Consider the following 23,133-nt stretch of genomic DNA (forward strand, 5'->3'; position numbering starts at 1 on the left):
TTTTGCCCGCGGCTTCTTATAGAACCTCCGTGAATACGGCAGCTATTTTTTCCTCTGACAGCAGGTGAGCGGCAAGGACTACCATTATTACGCTTAGTTTTAGCCCCACAGTGGAGCGTTGTTAAAAGTATAGACAATTTTTAACTAGGATGAGTTATGCAAATGACGATTAAAGATCAAAATAAGTTAATAGTTATTTATGCACCGCTGCTTGTATTAATTGCCTGCTTTATTGTGATTGTCCTCTCAATTAGTCCATCTGGTTTTTCTACCACAGAAAATTCAGTAGTCATCTTTTAACCAAGCATGGTAAAGATAAGCTCTAAGTCTGTCATATGATCCCGTAAATTAGCGTTTTGATTTTGAAGGTAGGTTTTTATATTGCTTATACTCACTGGGTGTCATACCGAATGTTGCTTTAGAAATTTCCGACGTTAAAATGGCATAGTCTCTTTGACTGGTCATGCCACATTCTAAATAGCTATAAAAAGACAAATTGATGACTCTGCTTCAGTAGTGAATATGGCATGTGGTTGCCTATGTGAAATAACAGCTCCCACTAATAGCTAAAGAGCGCATATACATATCTGCTTCATGCAACTCCAATTCATTGAATACTTTAATTCCATTGTCATTTAATAATTGGGCTGTAACCCCAGATCCTGGAATAATTTTCCCACTAAAACTACCATCATATACTGTAGTGTTCCCGCAAGATGGGCTATCCTTTTTAAGGACAGCTATTTTTATATTAAACTTTTTTGCAAGTGAGAGTGCATTAAATGCACCTTTAATAAAGGCATCAGTCCTATCAATACCCTTGTGAGTAGATACTTTTGCTTTGCCCCTCAATACATCGTTTGCAGTTCCATAAATTATTTCACTAGAAGGCCTTGGAATAGGGAGCCCTGCTGATACCTCAGGACAAATAGATACAATCCTGCCTTCTTTGGCCCATCTATCAATTATTTGGCTATGGCATGGGGCATCACCTCCATGATATCGAACTTTTAGCCCAACTAAGCATCCACTAATCAAGACTTTCTCAATTTCCATACCAACTCCTGATTAAATTGAATGTTCAAATAAATTCTTTACGTACTGTATGGTTTAGGCGTCATGATATACCGGCATTCTAAATAAATATGATACTTTTTAAACTCATTAAGTTATAACAACTCCAAGTATCCTACGAGTTTGCCATAGTGAATATCATAATACACTTAATCATGAACTATTTCTTAGAGGAGAGCTGCAGATCATAGTTTCAAATTATCAATTAAATTTTCTACTGGCAATCCCTCGCATTTTCATTCAATTCTGATCCTGGCTGATATTTTTAAGATTCAGAATCGTTTGGCCAGCCATTAATTTTAATATTTAAATGATTCAACAACCCGATAACATCTGGAAATGAAAAACTAGCATTAGTTAATGTATTATGTTGGATATCATGTTGTAATTCACTGCATTCGTAAAAATCAGCTTGTTTTAGATTCGTATGCATGAACAAGCTATTTACTCAGAGTCAGGAATTGCATTGAGGCCATTACCTAACGACGCTCATAAGAAACATCAGGCCATGGGTTCCACCTACTATTGCTTAATCTAGTCAACACATCATAAAATTATTTAACCAATAGTAATAACATGTACGAGAATCAGCATGAGTTTTCTTTTTTCAGCTAAACGATACTTATTTCTAATTATGATGAGTCTCTTTTTCGTTATTAATGGATTTGCAGCAACCTCGACTGATCAAGCAATAGCTCTTCAAAAAAGATTAGCAGAACTTGAGGCTTCATCCAAAGGGCGAATAGGAGTTTATGCAATTAATACAGCAAACAATACCTCCATTGGCTATAGGGAAAATGAACGCTTTCCTACAGGTTGTACTTCCAAAGTAATCGGTGTGGCCGCTATTCTTCGTCAGAGTATGGATGAGCGTGCTTTGTTGTCGCAAAAAATAAACTACACAAAGAACGATTTAGTCAATTGGAATCCCATTACTGAAAAATATCTCTCCTCGGGCATGACCGTTAAGCAATTATGTGCTGCTTCCATTAGCTACAGCGACAATACCGCAATGAACCTTTTAGTTAAAAAAATGGGAGGATTAGAACAAATGACTCTCTTTGCTCACTCTATTGGCAATACGTCCTTTCGTCAAGATAATGGCTGGCCAGAAGAAGCCTATTCTGGCGGAAAGGGTAATTTAAAAGATAGTTCAACGCCCAAAGATATGGCTAAAAGTTTACACAAGTTGGCATTTTCTGGCGCGTTGGCAAAACCTCAAAAAGAGATGCTAATTTCCTGGTTGAAAGACAATACAACAGGTGATTTACGGATTAAGGCAGGCCTTCCGAAAGAATGGATTGTGGCAGATAAAACGGGAACTGGTGGCGCGTATGGTACCACCAATGATCTTGGAATTATCTGGCCGCCAAAATGTGCTCCAATTATCATGGCAATTTATTATACGAGCGATGCGAAAAATGCAGTAAAACGAGAGGATATTGTCGCCTCAGTTACACATTTATTAATCAATCAATTGGCCCAAAGTGATCGATGCATCAGAAAAAATATCGGGCAAATTAAGAAAGTTTAGCTCCCGACTACCTTTAAAACTCTCCCCAAATTACCGCGGCTTAACCGCGGTAATTCAGCTTTCCCTATAAGCTGCAAGATACATATTTTGGTCTAGCTAGAGCCATTAAGGCGTTATCCTACCAATAAAAGTCATGAGCTCAACCTATGCTGGTTTTTAGCAAACGCTCTTTTTATTTGATAAAAAACCCACACCATTGTACAATATACCCCCATTAAGTTAATTAGTTAAACTTAACGCGCAAAAGCACTTTTGCTCTTTGATTTAAGAGGATTGTTATATATGAAAAGACGTGTTTGGGTTATTCGAGTAGGCGATCACTGGTTTTTAAGACATGTTCGTGATCTTTATGAAACCTTAACATCCACGTATAGTTCTAGTGATCAGCCTCGAGGAATTTTATCTGTCTTTCCCAAAGAGATGCCATCCCCTTTTTGGTTTAGAAAACAGCAAAAAGGCGTAGATAATTTAGCATGTTATTTAAAGGATAGGGAATCTGAACGCTCATTTAGCGAAATACTCAATGAAGACACCGACTTAAAAATTTATATTGCCGGACATTGTTCGAAAGGTTCGTCTACACTTCAATCTCTGGAAACAGACATTAAATTAATTTTTGATGTTCAAGTGCAGACAATAGCAAGACAGTTGCATGAGTTATTTCTTAAGACTCAGGTTAATCCAACCGTAGCCAAGCCAATAAAAATAAGTTTAATTAGCTGCTATGCGGCAACACCAGGGGATGGAAAAGATTCCTTCGCGGTCCAATTACTAGAGCAGCTTCATCGCTTAGGCCATGAGCATATTTTAGTAAAAGCAAGAGAAGAAGCGGTTTCTGCTCCTATCTTTGGTAAAAAATACACCTCAGGGAAGAAAGAGCATTTCTACCTTGATACAGCAACCATTTACCAAGTAGAAAAAAAGAATGACTTACATAACTTAGTTTTAAAAACCCTTAAATCATGTCATTCAAAAACCAAAGTTTCCTCGAAAAGAGCTTATCTTGAATCATGCTTAGAGGAAATAGAGAAAATTGGATATCCGAGTAAAGAAGAACAAATTACCGCGTTAAAAACAATCATCGCGAAGGCCTCCAGTAATGCCGAAGTACAACAATACCAATATGGTACTGGGTGGTTTATGCGCTTATTTAACTTGCAGTCTAATACAGCGAAAACCTTAAAACATCTTGAAAATGAGTTAAATGACAGGGCTGATCTCTACTCTGAAATTAAAAAATTATAAGGTCGTAGGTCGGGCCCATGACCCGACACTGCCTATCACAAGTCAAATCGTTATCGTTCCCCAGAACCAAGTCGTATTATGCATTGAAGCCATTGTAGCTTGTTGTGAGCTAATGCACCAAAATATAGGGGTGTTGCTTCTTATCAAGCCAATGGAGCATCATTAATAAAGGTTTTTTATCCAACGCAACACATCCCGCTGTTGGCGTATTTGGCGAACGCCACAAATGAATAAAAATGGCGCTACCAGCTCCTGCGGTGGTTGGATTCATGTTGTAGTTAACGATGGCACCATAAGTGTATGGTTCTGTTAACATTGTTTCATAACTTTTCGCATCAGTTGGACCCAAAACCCATGCGTTATAGTCTTTATGATGGATATCATCGATGAATTTGTCATCTTTGGTGATGTATTTATAATCCATTTTCAGAGCTAAGGGATGCGTTCCAAATGCTTCACCAATCGGGTATAAACCTATAGGGGTTTTTAAATCGCCCTCTTTTTTCTCTCCAGGCAAAGCAATCCCATTTTTTCCAATAACAGCATGAAAGGATGTGCGGAACTTTGGCTTCCACAAAGCACCTTGTCGTTGGCATAAGGTCACCTTCGCGTTAACGCCCCCTAATGATTTAACCACAATAATTTGTGACGGGCGTGGCAGTATTTTTTTTACCTGTTGAGATGTGCTCAACATTTGGCAAGGAGCACTCGCCGCGATTGAAACCGTGCTGATTGACACTAAAATAGGAAAAATTACTAAGGATATCTGATACTTATAGCTCATTTACAATCACCAAAAACTGACCAACAAATTGACACATAGCTCATTTAACGGTATCCTGCAGCTCTTTTATTGTGAAGCAGAGTGTTATGAACTATAGCATGTTTAGTATGCGGCATTTAATGAAATTTATTCTTGCACCATTCTTATTCTTCAAATTTGCCTTAAGCTTTGCAATGGAAATACCCATTTATGATTTTCCCCTCACGGCATACTCTCAAAATGCTAATGACTATTTATCTCCAAATGACGAGAACTACAATAAAGCCCTATTAAACTCTGAATATCAAAATGCACAATTGAAACAGTTTTACGCGCATTATTACTCAACTGAGACTCAAGGATTGTCACCATGGAGTCAACAAATGGTAATGTCCACATTACCCTTGGTGAAAAAAATTGAATCCGAACTATTAGACGATTTTAACAATCAAACCAAAGCGAATGAAGACAAGCATTATGCTGAAAACTTCAAAGAGCACGACCAAGCTTGGTGGAGTAAAATTAGAGATAACATGGATTTATATGCTCTAGCCCTAAGTGAGTTCAAAGAAGAAAATAGAGCGATTGCCGTTGCAAATACTTATGCACGTGCCTTGCCTGATACCGCACCTGATTTTTTTCATGCCAGTCTACCTGGTCAAGGATTCCCTTTTGATAACTTGCAAGAGTCAGCAATTTGGGCTGGTACGCCACTCTACGTTTTTAGTGTATCGAAAGACAAAGCTTGGTCATTAGTTTTAACACCCGATGGCTATTTTTGCTGGGTTAAAACTAATGATATAGCCTATGCTTCTCCTGAGTTTATTAAGCATTGGCAAACTGCTGCACAACGCCAGCTGATTGCGGTCACCCAAACAGAAACAAGCATTGTTGATGCGCAACAGCAATTCCAATTCACTGGATATATTGGCGCGATATTCCCCATGCTTGAACAAAATAGTCAACAGACCACTATTTTAATTCCCGTCAAAAATCAACAGAATCAAGCCATAATAAAAATTGGCCTTATCAATACCAACGCATCCAGCCTAATGCCATTAACCGCCACTCCTAAAAACCTAGTCAAAATCATTAACCAATTACAAAATAGACCCTATGGCTGGGGTGGGGCCTTTTTCTTTAATGATTGCTCTCAAGAACTTAAAAGTATATTCACCCCTTTTGGTATTTGGCTTCCTAGAAATTCAGCGCAACAAGCTCGACTCAGTTCAACCCTAGACTTGTCAAAAAATACGGTTGATGAACGCATCCGCTTGCTCAAAGAAAAAGGGCATCCCCTGATGACCATTATTTATATTAATGGCCACGTAATGCTGTATCTTGGTACTAAAGATATAAATGAGAATAAAGCCACTGCCATTACCTATCAAAATGTATGGGGCTTGTCTCCTGAAAGTCGTGACAAGCGCTATGTCATTGGCCAGTCATTATTTTTCCCGCTGTTGAAGCAGTATCCAGAAACCCCAGATGCAGGCTCTCTCGCGAGCAAAGCTCATTTTAAATTAATTTATCTTGATGAACTTAATTTAAAGGCAAATTCACCCCAGGGTTTTGTGAGTAGTTTTTTAAAACAACGAACGGTTGCAAATTAAGTACCCAAGTTTATTAACGCCAGATGGGGAAAGCCTGGATTACGCCTGCGGCTGCATCAAGGCTACAGGTGACTAAGATGGAGAGTTGGAAATACGACTGGTTATGCATAAATTAGCTCACAAACTGTTTTTCTGCTTGTTCTGCGCACTAATTTCTTGTTATGAAATCCAGTCTTATGCAACAGCCCCCCTTTTCCAGCGATTATTCCCCTCTTGATGTCCTAAGCTACCGCTTAGGAATTTAAGTGCCGGAAGGAGTCCAAATATCACCTTGTAAATACAATTGACTGTATCCCGATAAAATAACTCGATCCTCATTTAATTCACACCAAAGCTCTCCCTGACGCTCCCCACCTTGGTAGGCATGAATTTTTTTCTTATTAAGACGAGCACACCAATAAGGAGCAATAACACAATGCGCAGAACCGGTCACCGGATCCTCAGGAACATCACAGCCTGGATAAAAACATCGTGAATACACATCCGCATCGGTTGCAGGAGCAGAAAAAATAATGCCTCGACATGCCATATTCGCTAATGCATTTAAATCAGGTTTTGCCTGTTTAACGAGTTCGGCATCATTAAAAATACATAAGGTATCAAATGTACTTTGATAAACCTCATTTGGGGCTATTTTTATGGCGTCTATGAGTTCAGGACTGGGCTCTATCTTCACCAAAGGTAGTGCCGGAAAATCCATCCGTAATAAGTTCCCATCGTTCCTTACGGTTAAAATGCCGCTTTTGCTTTTAAAACGGATTTCTTTTCCTTGATATCCTAACACCTCAAATAAGACAAAAGCGCTGGCTAAGGTCGCATGGCCACATAAGTCAACTTCGGTATTAGGCGTAAACCAGCGTATTTGATAATAGTCGCCATCAGGAACAATAAATGCCGTTTCAGACAAATTGTTTTCTCGAGCAATAAGCTGCATTAAACGGTCATCTAACCAAGATTCTAATGGACAAACAGCTGCGGGATTTCCCATATATAAGGTAGAGGTAAACGCGTCTACCTGAAAAATTGGTTGCTTAATCATTACAAACCTCTTAAGTAGTAAACCTAGATTAATCTTACATAGCTTGCTAATATATAGCAAGCTATGTAAATAATTATGAGAAAAAATGTATCCATCAACGTTAATCAAAAAGGCTAGTCGCCTATTAATAAAAAGAGCCAATGAACTGTTAAAACCACACGGCCTTACTGATGCCTATACTTATTTTTTAATGGCGCTTTATCAACACGATGGCTTAACTCAGTCTGAAATGTATAAGCAAATCGGCATCGAGCAGCCTACAGCAGTTAGAACGCTAGATCGCATGGAGCGTGATGGCCTGATTACAAGAACCCCGAGCACGACAGATAGACGAGCCATTGAAATTAGACTGACCACAAAGGGGCGAGATTGCCAACACATTATTGAGCAATGCGCTGATGAGCTAAATCAATTTGCTTTAAATGGTTTTAAAGAAGATGAAAAAAACACCATAAAACAGCTTTTAAAAAAGTTAAATGATAATTTTTAAGCATAAGCTTGATAAAGCAAGGCGCAATCAAAGTTTTCATTATCCAAGCCCGCCTAAGTGATACGACTTTGTCCGTGACCTAGGCGGGAAATAATGAGTACACTGTTCCCAATTAAAATTTAATTTCAACCGGTTTAATATCTGGAATAGGAACATCTTCAAGTACTAAGGGTTGGTGATATTGATGCATACGTGCGGCAACATTCGAGGCTCTCCTACTAATCCATTAGAGCTGTTTGCAATTATAGCCCGAAAAATGAGAAATAGTTTTATTTTGCTCTTGCAATAAAATTGTCTGAATGATAGCCTGAAAGACCACTATAAATACGTTAAATATTTTAAATGACCAATTCAGCTTTTAACAATAACATCGCTGTCTTGCCTTTGCAGGTACCTGGTCTTTTATTATCTATTTTTTTTGTGATCCTTCTCTACGAGTCGTTCGCCTGGTAGGAATTCCATCTGCGCCCTTCCAGGCGTAGATCTCTGTCAGATGAACAATTTTCTCGTTTTAATTTTTGAGGACAGGATCATGAAAGAAAAAACCGAACAAATAACCCCGTTCTTAGCAAAAATTGTTGAATCTCCCTGGATAAAAGGACCTGTTTTAGGAGCGGGGGTAATGGCACTGGTTACCCCTTTCTTAAAGTGGACAAACCATGTATACAAAAGTGAGAAAATGCCGCGCGGAAATTACTTCTCCGGTGCCGGTACTTACGCTTTATCAGCAGTACCTGGATATGCAACCACCTTTGCTTTTAAAGCATTGCTGAACCAAAAACCAGGCGAAACCTCCCAATGGTATGAGTTATTTAGTTCATTTGCCGCAGGGAGCCTGTCTGGGTTTGTATGTACGCCATTTGAGGCTTTGGCACAAAATAAACAATTAACCCATAGCGCATCAACAAAAGAAACCATCCAACAAATGCGTACCCATCATGGTTATAGCTCTTTCTTTCGTGGTGCAATGAGCGTGATGATGAGAGAAGGACTTTGGTCAACTGTTTATATGACCGCAATCCCAATGTTGTCCTTATCGTTGCAAAAACAAGATGTTGACAAGCAATACGCTCAACCTTTGGCAATGTTGATAATTGCGGGAGCCTATGGCTTGTTTAGTTCGCCCTTAAATCAATTGCGTTATCGTAAACAGGAAGGGTTAACTAATCCGGGGATAAACAAAAGTTATCTAGAACATGCCAAGGATATCTTTAATCAAGATCTGAAAGCCAGTAATTTGACTCGCATGGGATTTTTCTTTAGAGCAGCGGTCCCACGGGCAATTACAACCACTGTAGCAGCCGGTTTAATGGTAAAAGGAACAGAGTTCTATAATCAAGCTGTTGACTCCTGCAAACTGTAGCCTTTCTTGGGTCTGCTGGGGAAACCCAGTGGATCTTTTTTTGACAAGCCACCGATTTGCTTACCATTTAAGGAAAAACCTGGTTGCAAGCAACCAGGCTACATTATTTAGATGTTAAAACTGAGTTGCATGTCTTTATGAGGGATATTTGCATCGAGATATTCATCACTGCACACTACAAATCCTAGTTTCTCATAAAATGGAATAGCATAGGATTGTGCTCCAAGTTTTGCTTTTTTAACCCTTGGGTCTTTACGAATCGCTTCAATGATAAAGTTCATCAATGCATGCCCCAGCCCCTTGCCTTGATGCGCATCTAAAATAGCTACGCGCTCAATTTTAGCAAAATCATCGATGTAACGAACACGTGCAGTACCTGCAGGCTGTTGATCGAGAAATAAAAGGAAATGTTCACTTTGGGGATCAAGTCCATCGACCTCTTCGTGGGCCGGAACATTTTGTCCTTCCACAAAGACTTGATAACGGATCTCAAGGCACGTTTGGAGCTCGGTGGCCTCAGAAGTTTTCTTTACCGAAACATTCATTTTCTACATCTCCTGGAGTGTTGGGCCCCCATTATATACCTCTGACAAAGGCAAGCGTAGCCTTAATGCAGTCCTATTTTTTAGGATTCAAAATCGTCTGGCCAAGCAGTAATTTTAATATTTAAATGATTGAGCAAGCCGATGACATCAGGGAATGAAAAACGAGCGTCAGTTAAGGTATTATTTTGAATATCAATATCGTAATTTATTGCGTCTGTAAAATTAGCACGCTTTAAACTAGTATGCATAAATAAACTATTCTGTAAGTCTGTATTCACAAAGCTTGCGTGATTTAAATTAGCTTCCCTAAAATCAACATCATGAGCTTTGCATTCCTCTACAATTAAATCTGCAAGTTCTAAGTCATAAAAACTGGAATGGCTAATATTGCTGCTATAAAAATACAAGGAACTGGCAAGTTTCACTAAGGGCCAGCTCAATTCAGTCCAGTTGATTCCCACAAGCTTCGAATCGTTAAATGTAACCTCTGAAAATTTACAACCTGGGAATTTTGACAGCGAAAGATCACAGGAATCAAAATTGCAGTCAGTAAACTTTACTTTACTAAAAATGACCCCAGAAAATTTACATTGTTTGAATTGGCAATTTTGAAACTCAATCTGCTCCAATTGAGTTTCTTCTAAACTGAGATTAGTAAATGTTTTATCAACGTAGAGCTTAAGATCAAGAACAGACATAATTCGCATATTCCTTTCGGTTAATAAGGCATTATTGTCTCATAAATAGAGTAGCAACCTTTGACACTCAGGAAGAAAAACCTTGATTTCGCCTGCGGCTACATCAAGGCTACGCTATCCTATTCAAACTTGGGGATGACCGGTTGATCATATTCGGTATTAATATCTACACCATAAGTCGTTTGCCCAAAAGCCCTTAATGATTCCCAGGAACTAGGGAATTTATGAGGATCAAAATAGTGGAAAAAACGATACGATAAAGAACCGTAACTCACTACTTCGCCGTTAGCATCTCGATTAACGTCAAAATGAAGTTGCAATGGCTGCTTAAATTGCTCTACGCGCTCTAAAAAGTCTTGCAATGACTCCGCTTGTTTAACATAGTCCACCATTGCTTTTTTCAGCTCTTTCCAATCCTCATGGTCTTTAGATTCTCTTGCATCAAGTAATCTATTTTTAACCGTATTTGGATCAAGGCCTGATACAAAACCATCCTGTGAACCTTGGCTCTTTAAAGCTAATTGCTCCATTTTTCTTACATCCGGCAAACCGGAGTAAACCAATGGTTTTTCTCCAGATAAAACACGTTCCAAATTTCTAAATTGGTGAAATTGCTTGTGCAGCTTTATTTGTTCATTTCTACTTCTAATCTCAATATGTTGTAAAAACTCATTTTCATCGCGATACGTTTTAATCAAATACGCATCAGAATCGTGACTAATCACTTTATCTGCTATTTGTCTAAGATATTCGGCCGCGGTAAGCTCCCGACTTATTTTAACTTTTTTCGTCTCATAAGCTCCCTCCACTCGTTCGTTTTTAGTATAAGTAAAGGTTGCGGTTGCCTTAGGATCAATGCCATGCGCGATTAGAGCTTGAATTACTTCAAGGCGCTTATCGAGCAAAGGAAAAAAATCATCTCTATTATTATGTGTCAAATTATCTACATAAAAATGCAATAACGACATATGAGAAGCAAATATCTCTCTTCGCTCCCCATATAAACGATTATTAAAAGGATCTGCCGGGGAACTGTAATTAATAGTTTTATCAAATTCTAAACCTTTACTTTTAAGCTCGGGTAACAGTTTTAGAATATCTAAGTCCACTAATCTATTTTCATCGAAGAATTGAAAAAGTAAATAATTAGGTTTTGAGGTAGCCCGATGATTTAACGTGGCGGCATCCGCTGTTTCTAAAAATAAATCAAACACTGAGTGATAGCCCATACTCATCGCGGTCATCAATGGAGTACTACCATCATTAGGATTGGTCACATCTAGTCTTGCGTCATGTTCAAGAAGCCATTTCACCATATTAAATACAAGTTTTTCTTCCACCTTAGACTGGAGGAAAACTCGCTCCGTGAGCAATTGTATTATGGGCGGTAGTTTTAACCCATTCGATAGCTGAGTGCTTGCTCCTTCCCTCAACAAATACAGAAATATTTCTATAGCATTTTCCTTCCCTAAACACACTGCCCGAATCGCGGAGCTAAGAATACTCATCTGATTAATATCACCTGCGGCTTGCATGCTACCTGCAGCCTTTAGCACTTCTTGCACTAGGTCGAGACGACCTGCTTGAATAGCTACATGTATAGGTAACTCATCAATTTGCCACTCCCGAGGAACCAACCCTGCGGTTACAAACGCATTGAATAAGGACTCTTTTTCAGCTAACTTGCTCCAAGTAAATACAGGGCTTTCTTTATCCGTCATTAACCATTCAAATATTACTCGTTCCTCAACGTTACAATAGCCAGGAAAATACTTATAGGCTAAAAGATTGATTGGAGAGTCTCGTTCTGATTTTCCATTAAAAAAAGGATTCGCGCCAAGGCCCACTAATAATTTGAATACATCAGAAGAAACCATTGCAGCTTGTAAAAGATTAACTGGCAAAAAGGTTACAGGATCCCTATAAGCTAAATCGAGTGTATTATACTTTTTAATTACGTTCTCAGCCTTGCTTTTAATTTCCTTCAGCTTCTTTGTTTTGTTCTTGCTTCCGTGATATTCATTAATGGCGACAAATAAACTTTCTAAACTCTTAGACTGACCCATGAGGCTCTCCATTTTACTCTATATGTATATTTTATCACCATTTCTTGAGGCACTCAAATTCAGACCCTCCCTAGATTTGACAAATGAAACATCTTTTTTAATGCTTCTTAAATAACTTTGTGAAAAAATTGGTAAATTCTGCGGCTCGACACTAAGGGCCTATTCGATCCAATAAAGGTATAAAATATGTCTATTGATAAGATAGTTTGTGTAGGAAAAAATTACCTTGAGCATGCCAAGGAACTTGGTGAAGCAATGCCCGAAAAACCCGTTTTATTCTTAAAACCAGCCAGTGTTTTGCACCAAGCCACCCACTGGGGCGAGCAGTTAGTACTTGACTTCCCTGAGGAAGACAATGCAGTGCAGCCAGAATGTGAAATAGTACTACGCATAGCCCATGATGGATATCGCATGAATAATGAACAGGCTAAAAAGGCTATTTCCGCTCTTAGTCTTGGCCTGGATATGACCTTAAGATCTCGCCAATCTTTATTAAAAAAGAATGGACATCCCTGGACTACCGCAAAAGTATTTAAAGATGCCGCGATCATTGGCCCCTGGATTCCCTATCAGCAATTTACTGATTATATGGAAACAGCTTTTCAATTAAGCATTGATGGCTCACTACGGCAATGTGCTAAAGCGAGCGAAATGATGATGTGTCCCGAAGATTTATTAGTTTATATTAGTCAATTTTTCCCCTTAAAAGCTGGCGATGTTATTTATACAGGAACCCCAGCAGGAGTAACTTCGATATCAAAAGGCAGTCAGGCGGAGCTACGTTGGCGCGATTATTCCTACCTGGTTAAATGGGAGTAAAAAGATATGTGGTACCAACAAGATGGGAACCTAATTACCATTAATGTGTACGTCCAACCTGGTGCCAAGCACAGCGATATTGCGGGTCTTCATGGGGAGGCATTAAAAATTCGCTTGCAGGCCCCCCCAATAGAAGGGCGCGCCAACGAGGCCCTAATAAAATTTATTGCACACCTCTTTGATGTTCCAGCCCGGCAAGTACTTTTAAAGCGCGGTGAAAAATCACGGCACAAAACACTGATTATCACGGGAAGTAATCGCCCCCCCAGCTGTATCTATCCCTCATAGCGCTCATCTGGTAAAAAATCACCATTTAGAAATAATTTACACGGGTACTTCACTATTTATACAGGCTCATTATAATCAAGTGTACTAATGCAAAAAAAACACAGGGTTATCTTTGCTAGAAAATTGAGGATGTAAGAAATGCCGAGTGTAAAAAAACATCATGGACAACTTGCTCAAAATGAGTATGTTGAGTCAGAGACCATCTCATTGACCACGGTCAGCCCCACTCTGCAGAGGCGAACCTCTTTTTCTTTCCTTGTGGACACACCTCTCTCGTATAATAGACCATCTTCCCATGCATTAGAGTCCAAATTATTAAAAAGGAGTTCGTCAGCCCCTCCAATAGAATCTGATGATTTAGACCTTCCCGAAAACCAAGAAAGCACCTTTTTACCACCAATGTTTTCTTCCTCCTCTCAATATTCTCCTCAGGATTCGTCGATTACAATGATTCGCAACACAGGGGAAGTAAAAAAATTTTATCTGCGCTCCACTCTATCTCCTGAAGAACAAATAGCGTTACACGATGCCCATCCTTTAGTAGCAAAAAGAATTTTAGGCCCGATTATGGATACGGGCATGGCCCAGATCTCCCTGCTAGGCCAAGGCACCTTTTCGTCTGTAAGTTTAGCCACAGATGAACAAGGAGCGTTTTTTGCTGTGCGCGCCATATTAAGTAAGGAAGAGCTAATCCAAAGCATGCCGAATAAATCATTGCCGCGAGGCAAAGTATTATTCGATACCATGACTGAATTAGAAGCTCATGCCTTATTAAAAACTCAAAATCTTCATGATTCGGTCCTCTTAACAGAAGATGTAGCCATACTCAAAACGCTTAAAGGAATTCAACTTTATCAATTTTTACCTCTTGCCGATTTAGGCAATGGCAACAGCATAATAAATAAAATGGGTTTTTTAAATGATACCGAGAAAAAGCAATTATTTGACTACATCGCCCAGCAATTGCTCCAGGCATTAGAAAAAATTCATGCGCAAAATATTGCAATTAATGACATAAAACCGGCTAACATTTTATTTACTAGCGCAGGATTGGTCTTTTTTTCAGATCTTGGCGCCGTAAGCTACTTAGATGCACAACATAAACTAAAAAATGCCTCCCCCCTAAAAGATCAGCGCTATTTAGCCCCCTACCCCCCGCTTGCAGAAAATACATCTGATTATGAGCAGTTAAAAAAAAATCAACGCGCTGACTTATGGTCTTTAGCGTTAACATTATTGGAATTCTGGGATCAGTCCATGGTTACCGTATTTATTGATCGCGTTTTAACTCGCCGTTATTTCGAGCCAGCTCCATGGATTATTTCTGCTTCGACCTCCGTTGCTGGCGTAGGTTATTATGTGGAAGATCCTAAAATACAGCCCCCTATAACAAGGACTACAATAAGCCCTATGCCCTCGCCCTCGAGTCCACTTGCAGCAAAAACACCAGAAGAACTGCAGGATCTCTATCAAGAGGAATTAGAAACAAGCCTTTTTACCTCCGCTTCATTTGCAACCCTGCCTTTGTCCTATCAAATATTATTTAAAGCCATGTTGAATTTAGACCCTGCCCCAAACAATATGACCACCACCTTAGCTTCACTACGTAATGAACAGGATGGTGTATCAATAAACACCCCCAATATTTTACCCTCATTTGCAAAATTCTTAACAGTTCCTGATGATAAATTTAACGTCGACTTGCTAAAACATATCATCCAAAAAATTGATGAATTATTAAGCCAGCTTGCAGGAAACACGTTGGTTAGGAGCCAAATCATCAATAATTTAACCATCCATGCTCCCGCTGATTTCGCAACATTTGTTTTGCCGTTAATACAAAATCTTCACTTTGAAGCAACGAGTCCCAATCAATTTTTTTCTCTGCGTCCTAATCCTTACGAAAAGCCAAGCTCCCTCAAAGAATCGTTTATCAATATTATGGAGAAATTATGTAAGGGAGAGCTACCTCATTATATGATACTCAATAATTTATCAGCTCTTTTGTATAGGGATAGTCCACGCAACATAGCCCCATAAAAAATTGTAGATACTGTTTTTATTTAATCGAGGCCAAAGTAATCAATACTTATCTTAAATGGCTATTTTCAATTCATTTAAGGCATAGAATAGTATCTACTTGATGTCAAAGAGGCTGGCTTTTTATATCAGTTATCTCGCGAAGCCTCCTTTTTTATTCCACAGTTCTGACTTGAACAATGTGAAGTTCATAGGTCAGACTCCTTAAGTTACAGTTCCGTCAAATAGTGGCACTTTATAACCACCACGTACCCCATGCTTGGATAAAACAATTTGCCATAATTGCATGGAACGGGCGCGGAATCCCCCAGCGCAAGATAATAAATAATAACGCCACATGCGGTAAAAACTTTTGTCATACTGAGCGCTCAAAGAAGGCCAATGCTGTTCAAAATTTTCATGCCAAGCCATTAAGGTTTGATCATAATAGGCACCAAAATTAACCCAGTTTTCCATCACAAACAAACCTTCAACTGCTTTGCTGATTTGGCACATAGAAGGCAACATACCATTAGGAAAAATATATTTATTGATCCAAGGATCACAAAAGGAGGTAGTTAAGTTATTACCAATAGTATGCAATAAAAATAAACCATCATCTTGCAAACAATCAGCGGCCTTTTGCATGTAGGCTCGGTAATTCAAATAACCCACATGTTCAAACATACCTAAGGAAACAATGCGGTCGAATCGCTCGTGTATGTCTCGATAATCCTGAAAACGAATATCAACGGGAAGCCCCGCACAATTTTTTTGTGCATACTCCTGTTGTTCTTTAGAAATGGTAATGCCAACAACAGAAACACCATAATTTTCTGCTGCATATTTAGCGAAAGAACCAAAGCCACAGCCGATATCCAAAACCCGCATACCGGGTTTAAGCTTTAATTTCTGACAGCTCAACTCCAATTTATTGCGCTGTGCCATATCCAAATCAGTGGCATTATGCCAATAGGCGCAGGTATAATTCATGCGGCGATCGAGCATAGCCTCAAACAAATCATTACCCAAATCATAATGCTTTTGACCAACAATAAGTGCTCGTTTTTTCGATTGATGATTAATAAGTCGCAATAATAAGATCTTAGGCCATAACCACTGATTCAATTTCACTTTATTATCAATATCAGCAGTTAGGATACGATCAAAAAACTGATCCAATTGGCGGCAATCCCACCATCCTTCCATATAGGATTCGCCAAGCCCTAATGAACTATCATTAAGGACACGGACATAAAATTCTTCATTATGAATTTGCGGATCCCAAGGCTCTGTACCATTGGGAATAATCCCTGCTAAAAATAACAAATCATCAATAACTTTCTGAGCAGATTTAGAGTTCATAAGTAGCCTCTTGCTACTGTAGGTACTAAAGATTATGGCTCATAATTTTGAAATAGTGCAAATTTAATCAAGGATAGCCGATGGACGGTCATAGTTACCCTTGATTAGATATGTCATTCCCGCGGCACGGAGATGACAGGACGTTTTTGAGGTCTTAACGCGAACAGGACTGATGTCCGAGCTTAATAACGAATTAACGGAAACAACAGAAAAGAGAGGATTTATTTTCCGGGTTAACTTTATCTTCTCCACTAGCCTTGGCTGCTTTCTCTGCATCGCTAAATAAAGAGCATAATTCTTGTAAATTCTCCGGCTTAAATTCAAGGTCACTGATATCAGCACCATGAGCAATCAAACTAGTTTTTAACTTTTTTATAAAAGTATAAACTTCACCCTGCTTCTCATCAGAAAGCCCCTTTAGTGAAATATCTGCTGGCGCAAAAACACCATGAGCCATGTGAGGTAATTGAATCCCCTGCTTGAGAGCGACCATCTCTTTTCTTAGGCTTTTAAGTTCGTCTTTAGTATAAGGTGTAGTTTGTTTGGGTTCTTGCTTAGTATATGCCATTGTAAAATCTCCTTAGTTATATCCAGCGCGAATGATAGCATAAAATGCAGTCGAGCTCAAAATAAAACATTAAGATTCTTTTTAAATCAATAAGTTATCTTGCAGCAAGTTAGAAACAGCGGTATTGTTCCATTAATTCAGTGCAGGTGATTAAGGAAGAGGATTATGAAAATTTATCCATCTAATTCAATGCCTTCGTTAAAATTATGGTTGGCCAGGCATGGGGAAAGCAGTATTAATGCTGGAATATGGAGTACCAACCCGGCTGATGCGCGACTGACCCTTTTAGGCCAAGAGCAAGCGCAAACAGCAGCAGCGCACATTATCGAAACACCCGATTTAATTATTTGCTCCCCCTTTATTCGTGCCCAAGAAAGTGCCAACTACATCAGCCAAATTTGGCCTACGGTTCCACTGAATATCTGGCCAATTCAAGAATTAATCTATCTTTCACCGGCAAAAATGTTTCCCTTAAGCCCTGCAGAGCGAAAAGCACGAATAACAGATTATTGGCAAAAAGCGGATCCTTGCTACTGTGATGGTGACGATGCGGAATCATTTGCCAATTTTTTAGGGCGAGTACGCCTATTTCACACGAAAATAATTCAGCAACAAGGTTTCGTGGTTGTAGTAGGACATGGACTATTTTTCCAAGCCTTTCAACTAGGATTGACTCATGGATTTCAGCCAACAGCAGATTGGATACGCCTATTTCGTCAATCCGAAACCAGTCAACCAATAAAAAATAGTGAATGGCTAAAAATAATGCGCAATAGCGCGGGCAACTTGGAGATTATACCATCCACCCCATTTAAAGATTAATCATTCGCGTGCCTTGCTGTAAGACTCACATTGAGTTTTTCTGGGTCTTGCAGCAGCGCAACCTATGTCACTGCGAACGATTTAGCGTATGCTGAACCATCACCGTAAAATTGTTTACCGCCTTTTCGCTTTCCTGTTTAAAAAAAATAAATTTACTGTTTTGCGGCACATCCTTGACCCTCGTTTCGGTTTGCTTCAACGTATTAACTAATTGTGTCTTCAATATTTTAGTATCTGGTTCTTCGCTCGCTTTGGCCGTATCAATAAACTCATTAACTTGCTGTTCTAATTGTTCAGCTTCCAACACCAATAATATCGCGTCAAACATTAAGGGACGTAAAAATGAATGGCTCAATAATTCAGTGATCGGTTTTAAGACAGTCGAGAGTGAAAACTTTGCAAAACCGGTTGTATGTTCTATTTGATAAATGGCCAAACATTGTTTTAAGGTAAGCAAATGCTGTACTAAAGACAACTTATCAACCAGACCATTGACTTCGGTTGCACTCAATCGTTTAAAATCATTGGCACCAATTTGAGCATCTTGTTGTGGATTTAATGAGGAGGCAGAAGCAGCAATGATTTGCTCGGCATGCTGAATTAATAAGGTTTTGCGCTGCTCTAAAGTCGACGTAGGTGTTATGGCTGAAGTTAAATTATCCACCGCATTTGCAGCACTCGCGGCCAGTTTATTTACATAATGCGGAGTAAAATGCCCTACAATGGTCTGCGTTAGCGAGCTAAAAATTCCCACAGCAAAACGTGCCGCACTAATCACGGTACGTACCCCAGTAATACTCAATGCTTTTTTCTTACTGATCGAAGGAATAGATTCATTCAAAGCCAACCAATATTCCGCAAAATCTGGATAATTATTTTTTAAACTATTAGGCTCGGTTAAGTCATTAGGTAACAGTGTATCTTCATTCAATAATTCAATGAGTTTTTTATAGGCCGTAATTTCCTTTAATGTGGCAACCTTCCCCTCTAATAAATCACCTATTTTTGTAAACAGCGTGTTGATGTTTTCGCGCTCGGCATCAAACTGGCCTACTATTTTTCCGGTAGCCTGTTCCAGTTGTTTCAGTAATTTGTCTACCACAGGTTCTGTAGCAAACCATTGCTCTACTTGTGCTAATAAACCCGGTCCTTGCAGCAATGCTATTTCAGGCCATATCGTTTGGACGGCAACAATGTGTTCAGGAGCCAGGCAATACTCGTCGAGGCGTTTTTTTAATACATTTGCAGCATATTGAACACCCGGCTGTTCTTTAAGAATCTGAGCAAGAACTAAAGAATTACCTTGATCAATCGATTGATAACGCAGTAAATGATGATAATAAGTTAACGCAAATAATAATGATTCAGGAGAGCCAATACTGGGTAAATGCATCCGTTTCCCTGCCACTTCATTATAAAAAGGAGCTCCCAGTTTTTCTGAAGCAGTATTGATCTTGGCTGCGTAGTGTAATCCCCAAAGAAAATTAGTCTCGATCTGCGTTCCTTCGGCGATCATAGTCCGTGCAGCAACCCACGATTCGACCTGAGAATTGCTAACTTTGGACGCTAATCCATCAAGATCTGTGGCCCATGCTAACCACCATTCTGTCAGATTCATTTTGCCTTCCTTTAGGAAATCACCTTCAAGTTATTAGCCTAACAGCAGCCACTCATGAATATACGAATTTCATTACCACAAAATAAATAAGTATATACTAAGATACAAATGAATAAATGCCGAAAAATAAACCAAAGTGTCCTGGAAAAAGAAGTTATCTGCCTAAAGCGTCTTAGAGTTAAGCTACGTCACCCCACTTAAGATTCGGGATGACGTGCGTTTAATTACTTATTAATAACAACCCGAAGCGCTTGCAGCTGCAAAGCCGTGCTATCGATATAATGCTCACTGTCGTTAAGCTGCTGTTTGAAAAAGTCAATTTCATCCTGCCGAATTGCCGGATTAATCGCTTGTAATGCTTCAAGTCGTTCCACTTCATACTGAACACTTTTGCGCATCTGTACTTTTGCCTGCTCAACTACCTCAGCTAACTCTCCCTCAGCTACCAGCTTCGTCTTTGCCAAAATGCCTTCCACCACCTCATGTATCTGCGTAATGATGGGATAACCTAAATGACGTTTTACTGATTGGCACATCTGATTCAATTGAGTGTAATCCAATACTTTAGACAGGTTTTTACCGGAAACATCCATAAAGATTCTAATGGGGGTTAAAGGTAAAAAACGATCTAATTGCAAGTGTTTTGGTGATGCGCAATTGACCGTATAAAAAGACTCTAAAAATACGGTACCCGGCGCAATACTTTTAACCGAAATAGTTGCTAAAGTCGCATTCCCCATTTCCGAATCCAGAATCATCTCCATGCTTTCACTTACCATAGGATGCTCCCAACTCAAGAACTCCATATCTTCACGTTGTAGCCCCTTAGACCGAGCATAAGTAACCGTTATCCCTTCTTCCTTTAAGCCAGGGAAATGGCTGGTTTTCATATGATCCGTTGGGTGCAAAACCTCTGTGCCTTCAGAATGATATTCGTGATCAATGCCATATTCATGAAATACTTGGGCCATATAGTTTTCCAAATCCAAACAGTTCTCTTCTGCTTCGATATCCGCGATCAAGGCCTGAGCTTGGGGAACATTACATGAGTTCAACTCCAATAAACGATCGCGCCCTTCCTGTAGAGCTTGATTGATTTGTTCGGTACGGACTTGCGTATCCACAATAAGCTGGTCGAGCAGAGCATCATCAGTAGAACTCATGGCCTGATCTAAAATAGGCAATAAACGTTCCGCAAACTCTTCATAAAGTGAAAAACCAACTGAACAACTCTTAGTGAACAAATTAATCCCTTCATGATACCAGCGGAATAATTTTTCCTGGGCGGTATTCATTAAGTAGGGAACATGAATTTCAATGTCATGCTGCTGGCCTATGCGATCCAAACGACCAATACGTTGTTCTAATAGATCAGGGTTTATTGGCAAATCAAATAAAACCAAATGATGGGCGAATTGAAAGTTTCGTCCTTCACTACCAATTTCCGAGCAAATCATTACTTGTGCGCCCTCTTCTTCCTCCCCAAAATAGGCCGCGGCACGATCGCGCTCAATAATTGATAAGCCTTCATGAAACGCAGTGCTACGAATGCCTGCACTTAATTTAAAGTGCTGTTCCAAAGCAATTGCGGTTTTCGCTTTAGCACAAATCACCAATACCTTTTTCGGGAACAGTTCTTTGATCTTATTAACCAGCCAGTTAACGCGGGGATCTCGCCCTAACCAGAGCTCTCGATTCAAGAAATTTTCTGGCGATAAATTGGTAACCCCAGATTGCCCAGCAAGAGACGAATACAGTTCTGGCCGCTCCAAAGGATAAACATGTACATGGCGCTGCGGAAAACCTTGGATTGCTGCACGAGTGTTGCGAAACAATACCCGTCCAGTGCCGTGGCGATCCAATAGATTTTTAATCGCCTCCTGGATGTCTTCCCCTTTAATTGCGCCGAGGTAGGTATCCAACTGCTGCATTAATTGCGGTTGCAATTGGCTTAATGGGGTATTGGTATCGTAAGCTAATAATTCCTGAACCAGCTGATTAATTTGTTGATACCCTTCTTCTTCTTTCTTAAATGCGGCAAGATCATAAAATCGCGAAGGATCAAGTAAACGCAAGCGAGCAAAATGACTGGCAATCCCTGCTTGCTCAGGAGTTGCAGTTAATAATAATAATCCCTTACTTTGAGCAGATAAGGCTTCAACACATTCATACTCAGGGCTTGCATCTGTTTCAGACCAATGCAAATGATGCGCTTCATCAATAACCAACAAATCCCAGCCGCTTGCAATCGCTTGTTCCCGAGCCTCATCATGCTCCATTAGAAAATCCAAACTGCACAAAACCAAAGTTTCAGTTTCAAAAGGATTAGCCACATTGGGTGTTACATCCTTTTCATCCAACTCATCATCATAGTCGTAATCGTCTTCACCGTAAGGCTCTAGCGACTCTTTATAACGACCGGCATCGATGATGGAAAAATACAAATTAAAACGGCGGATCATTTCCACAAGCCATTGATGGATTAATGATTGCGGTACCACAATCAATACTCGCTTAGCACGTCCAGTAAACAATTGGTAATGCAAAATCATTCCGGCTTCAATGGTTTTACCCAGCCCCACTTCATCCGCAAGTAAAACACGCGGTGCATGACGTTGTGCTACTTCACTGGCAATATAAACCTGATGTGGCAAATGGCTGGTACGCGAGCCCAATAATCCACGAACTTTAGATTGCTGTAATCGACTGGCATGATTTAGGGTATCTATTCTTAAGCGGAAGGAACTTTGCTTATCCAACAAACCACTAAAGAGTCTTTGTTGAGGTGTATTCAAGTTAATAAAGCAATTTAACGAAACCTCGCTAATGTGAATCTCATCCCCTGATTCATCGATACCGCTATAAAAAAATAACCCCTGACGCTCTTCAATGCGAGTCAGCCGTATTTTTTGCTGCTTACTGGTGACAACTTCTTCGCCTTCCTTAAAAATAATGCGGCTCAACGGCGCATTATCCGTCGAATAAATACGCTCCTCACCCGCTGCCGGAAAGCTAATATTTACTTGCCTGCTACTTAAATCTGTAATAATTCCCAACCCCAATTGCGATTCGGTATTACTTATCCATCGTTGACCAATGCTAAATGCCATAAAAAATACTACCTTTTCTTAAAAACCAACTTGAATAAACACAACAAATCAGTATATCTCTTTTTAGAACATCTGTCCTAAAATTAGGGCACAA

The 23,133-nt window shown here is 39.6% G+C and carries 21 protein-coding genes; 10 read left to right on the top strand and 11 right to left on the bottom strand.

Features of this window, described 5'->3' with window-relative positions; genetic code table 11:
* Nucleotides 1-156 precede the first annotated feature (156 nt).
* A complete protein-coding gene (locus tag J2N86_RS13275) occupies nt 157-300 on the top strand; it encodes a hypothetical protein (RefSeq protein WP_252579937.1) in 144 nt (47 codons plus the stop codon).
* A 237-nt stretch (nt 301-537) separates the two neighbouring features.
* On the opposite strand, the gene J2N86_RS13280 is transcribed toward J2N86_RS13275, so the two are convergent.
* Both J2N86_RS13280 and J2N86_RS13285 read right to left on the bottom strand, forming a co-directional pair.
* Entirely contained in the window at nt 538-1,056 is a 519-nt protein-coding gene (locus tag J2N86_RS13280) for a DUF523 domain-containing protein (protein WP_252579938.1), read from the bottom strand.
* Between the two features lie 283 nt (nt 1,057-1,339).
* Nucleotides 1,340-1,507, bottom strand: coding sequence for a hypothetical protein (locus tag J2N86_RS13285; RefSeq protein ID WP_252579940.1), 168 nt, complete (start codon nt 1,505-1,507; stop codon nt 1,340-1,342).
* 159 nt (nt 1,508-1,666) lie between these two features.
* On the opposite strand from J2N86_RS13285, the gene bla reads away from it, so the two are divergent.
* Both bla and J2N86_RS13295 read left to right on the top strand, forming a co-directional pair.
* Nucleotides 1,667-2,608 carry a class A beta-lactamase gene (bla, locus tag J2N86_RS13290; RefSeq protein WP_252579942.1) on the top strand — a complete coding sequence of 314 codons (942 nt, stop codon included), beginning with the start codon at nt 1,667-1,669 and terminating at the stop codon, nt 2,606-2,608.
* A 282-nt stretch (nt 2,609-2,890) separates the two neighbouring features.
* On the top strand, nt 2,891-3,853 hold the full coding sequence (locus tag J2N86_RS13295) for a hypothetical protein (protein WP_252579943.1): 963 nt from the start codon (nt 2,891-2,893) through the stop codon (nt 3,851-3,853).
* Between the two features lie 109 nt (nt 3,854-3,962).
* Here J2N86_RS13295 and J2N86_RS13300 read toward each other — a convergent pair whose 3' ends face one another.
* Complete coding sequence (locus tag J2N86_RS13300; protein ID WP_252579944.1) at nt 3,963-4,637, bottom strand: L,D-transpeptidase family protein; 675 nt, start codon at nt 4,635-4,637, stop codon at nt 3,963-3,965.
* Nucleotides 4,638-4,723: 86 nt separating this feature from the next.
* Here J2N86_RS13300 and J2N86_RS13305 point away from each other — a divergent pair, with 86 nt between their 5' ends.
* Nucleotides 4,724-6,229 (top strand): SH3 domain-containing C40 family peptidase, encoded by a 1,506-nt coding sequence (locus tag J2N86_RS13305; RefSeq protein ID WP_252579945.1) that lies wholly within the window; start codon nt 4,724-4,726, stop codon nt 6,227-6,229.
* Between the two features lie 241 nt (nt 6,230-6,470).
* Here J2N86_RS13305 and J2N86_RS13310 read toward each other — a convergent pair whose 3' ends face one another.
* Nucleotides 6,471-7,268: a PhzF family phenazine biosynthesis protein gene (locus J2N86_RS13310; RefSeq protein WP_252579946.1), complete on the bottom strand. Its 798-nt coding sequence runs from the start codon at nt 7,266-7,268 to the stop codon at nt 6,471-6,473.
* Between the two features lie 85 nt (nt 7,269-7,353).
* Here J2N86_RS13310 and J2N86_RS13315 point away from each other — a divergent pair, with 85 nt between their 5' ends.
* Both J2N86_RS13315 and J2N86_RS13320 read left to right on the top strand, forming a co-directional pair.
* Entirely contained in the window at nt 7,354-7,758 is a 405-nt protein-coding gene (locus J2N86_RS13315; protein WP_252579948.1) for a MarR family winged helix-turn-helix transcriptional regulator, read from the top strand.
* Nucleotides 7,759-8,290: 532 nt separating this feature from the next.
* A complete protein-coding gene (locus tag J2N86_RS13320) occupies nt 8,291-9,121 on the top strand; it encodes a solute carrier family 25 protein (protein ID WP_252579949.1) in 831 nt (276 codons plus the stop codon).
* Between the two features lie 107 nt (nt 9,122-9,228).
* Here J2N86_RS13320 and J2N86_RS13325 read toward each other — a convergent pair whose 3' ends face one another.
* The 3 genes from J2N86_RS13325 to J2N86_RS13335 all read right to left on the bottom strand — a co-directional run bounded on the left by J2N86_RS13325 (nt 9,229) and on the right by J2N86_RS13335 (nt 12,430).
* The gene (locus J2N86_RS13325; RefSeq protein WP_252579950.1) at nt 9,229-9,666 is read right to left on the bottom strand and encodes a GNAT family N-acetyltransferase; all 438 of its coding nucleotides are present in this window, start codon (nt 9,664-9,666) and stop codon (nt 9,229-9,231) included.
* An 80-nt stretch (nt 9,667-9,746) separates the two neighbouring features.
* A complete protein-coding gene (locus J2N86_RS13330) occupies nt 9,747-10,364 on the bottom strand; it encodes a pentapeptide repeat-containing protein (RefSeq protein ID WP_252579951.1) in 618 nt (205 codons plus the stop codon).
* 119 nt (nt 10,365-10,483) lie between these two features.
* The gene (locus J2N86_RS13335) at nt 10,484-12,430 is read right to left on the bottom strand and encodes an ankyrin repeat domain-containing protein (protein ID WP_252579952.1); all 1,947 of its coding nucleotides are present in this window, start codon (nt 12,428-12,430) and stop codon (nt 10,484-10,486) included.
* A 186-nt stretch (nt 12,431-12,616) separates the two neighbouring features.
* On the opposite strand from J2N86_RS13335, the gene J2N86_RS13340 reads away from it, so the two are divergent.
* The 3 genes from J2N86_RS13340 to J2N86_RS13350 all read left to right on the top strand — a co-directional run bounded on the left by J2N86_RS13340 (nt 12,617) and on the right by J2N86_RS13350 (nt 15,577).
* A complete protein-coding gene (locus J2N86_RS13340) occupies nt 12,617-13,249 on the top strand; it encodes a fumarylacetoacetate hydrolase family protein (protein ID WP_252579953.1) in 633 nt (210 codons plus the stop codon).
* A 6-nt stretch (nt 13,250-13,255) separates the two neighbouring features.
* Nucleotides 13,256-13,537 (top strand): DUF167 domain-containing protein, encoded by a 282-nt coding sequence (locus J2N86_RS13345; RefSeq protein WP_252579954.1) that lies wholly within the window; start codon nt 13,256-13,258, stop codon nt 13,535-13,537.
* A 138-nt stretch (nt 13,538-13,675) separates the two neighbouring features.
* On the top strand, nt 13,676-15,577 hold the full coding sequence (locus tag J2N86_RS13350) for a protein kinase domain-containing protein (protein WP_252579955.1): 1,902 nt from the start codon (nt 13,676-13,678) through the stop codon (nt 15,575-15,577).
* Nucleotides 15,578-15,781: 204 nt separating this feature from the next.
* Here the strand turns inward: J2N86_RS13350 and cfa are convergent, their stop codons facing one another.
* A complete protein-coding gene (cfa, locus tag J2N86_RS13355) occupies nt 15,782-16,921 on the bottom strand; it encodes a cyclopropane fatty acyl phospholipid synthase (protein WP_252579956.1) in 1,140 nt (379 codons plus the stop codon).
* A gap of 193 nt (nt 16,922-17,114) precedes the next feature.
* The gene (locus J2N86_RS13360) at nt 17,115-17,489 is read right to left on the bottom strand and encodes a hypothetical protein (protein ID WP_252579957.1); all 375 of its coding nucleotides are present in this window, start codon (nt 17,487-17,489) and stop codon (nt 17,115-17,117) included.
* A gap of 165 nt (nt 17,490-17,654) precedes the next feature.
* Here J2N86_RS13360 and J2N86_RS13365 point away from each other — a divergent pair, with 165 nt between their 5' ends.
* The gene (locus J2N86_RS13365) at nt 17,655-18,311 is read left to right on the top strand and encodes a histidine phosphatase family protein (RefSeq protein ID WP_252579958.1); all 657 of its coding nucleotides are present in this window, start codon (nt 17,655-17,657) and stop codon (nt 18,309-18,311) included.
* A 67-nt stretch (nt 18,312-18,378) separates the two neighbouring features.
* On the opposite strand, the gene J2N86_RS13370 is transcribed toward J2N86_RS13365, so the two are convergent.
* Both J2N86_RS13370 and rapA read right to left on the bottom strand, forming a co-directional pair.
* Entirely contained in the window at nt 18,379-19,929 is a 1,551-nt protein-coding gene (locus tag J2N86_RS13370) for a hypothetical protein (protein WP_252579959.1), read from the bottom strand.
* A 224-nt stretch (nt 19,930-20,153) separates the two neighbouring features.
* Nucleotides 20,154-23,039: an RNA polymerase-associated protein RapA gene (gene rapA / locus J2N86_RS13375; RefSeq protein WP_252579960.1), complete on the bottom strand. Its 2,886-nt coding sequence runs from the start codon at nt 23,037-23,039 to the stop codon at nt 20,154-20,156.
* Nucleotides 23,040-23,133 lie beyond the last annotated feature (94 nt).

The organism is Legionella lytica, assembly GCF_023921225.1.
GTDB lineage: Bacteria > Pseudomonadota > Gammaproteobacteria > Legionellales > Legionellaceae > Legionella > Legionella lytica.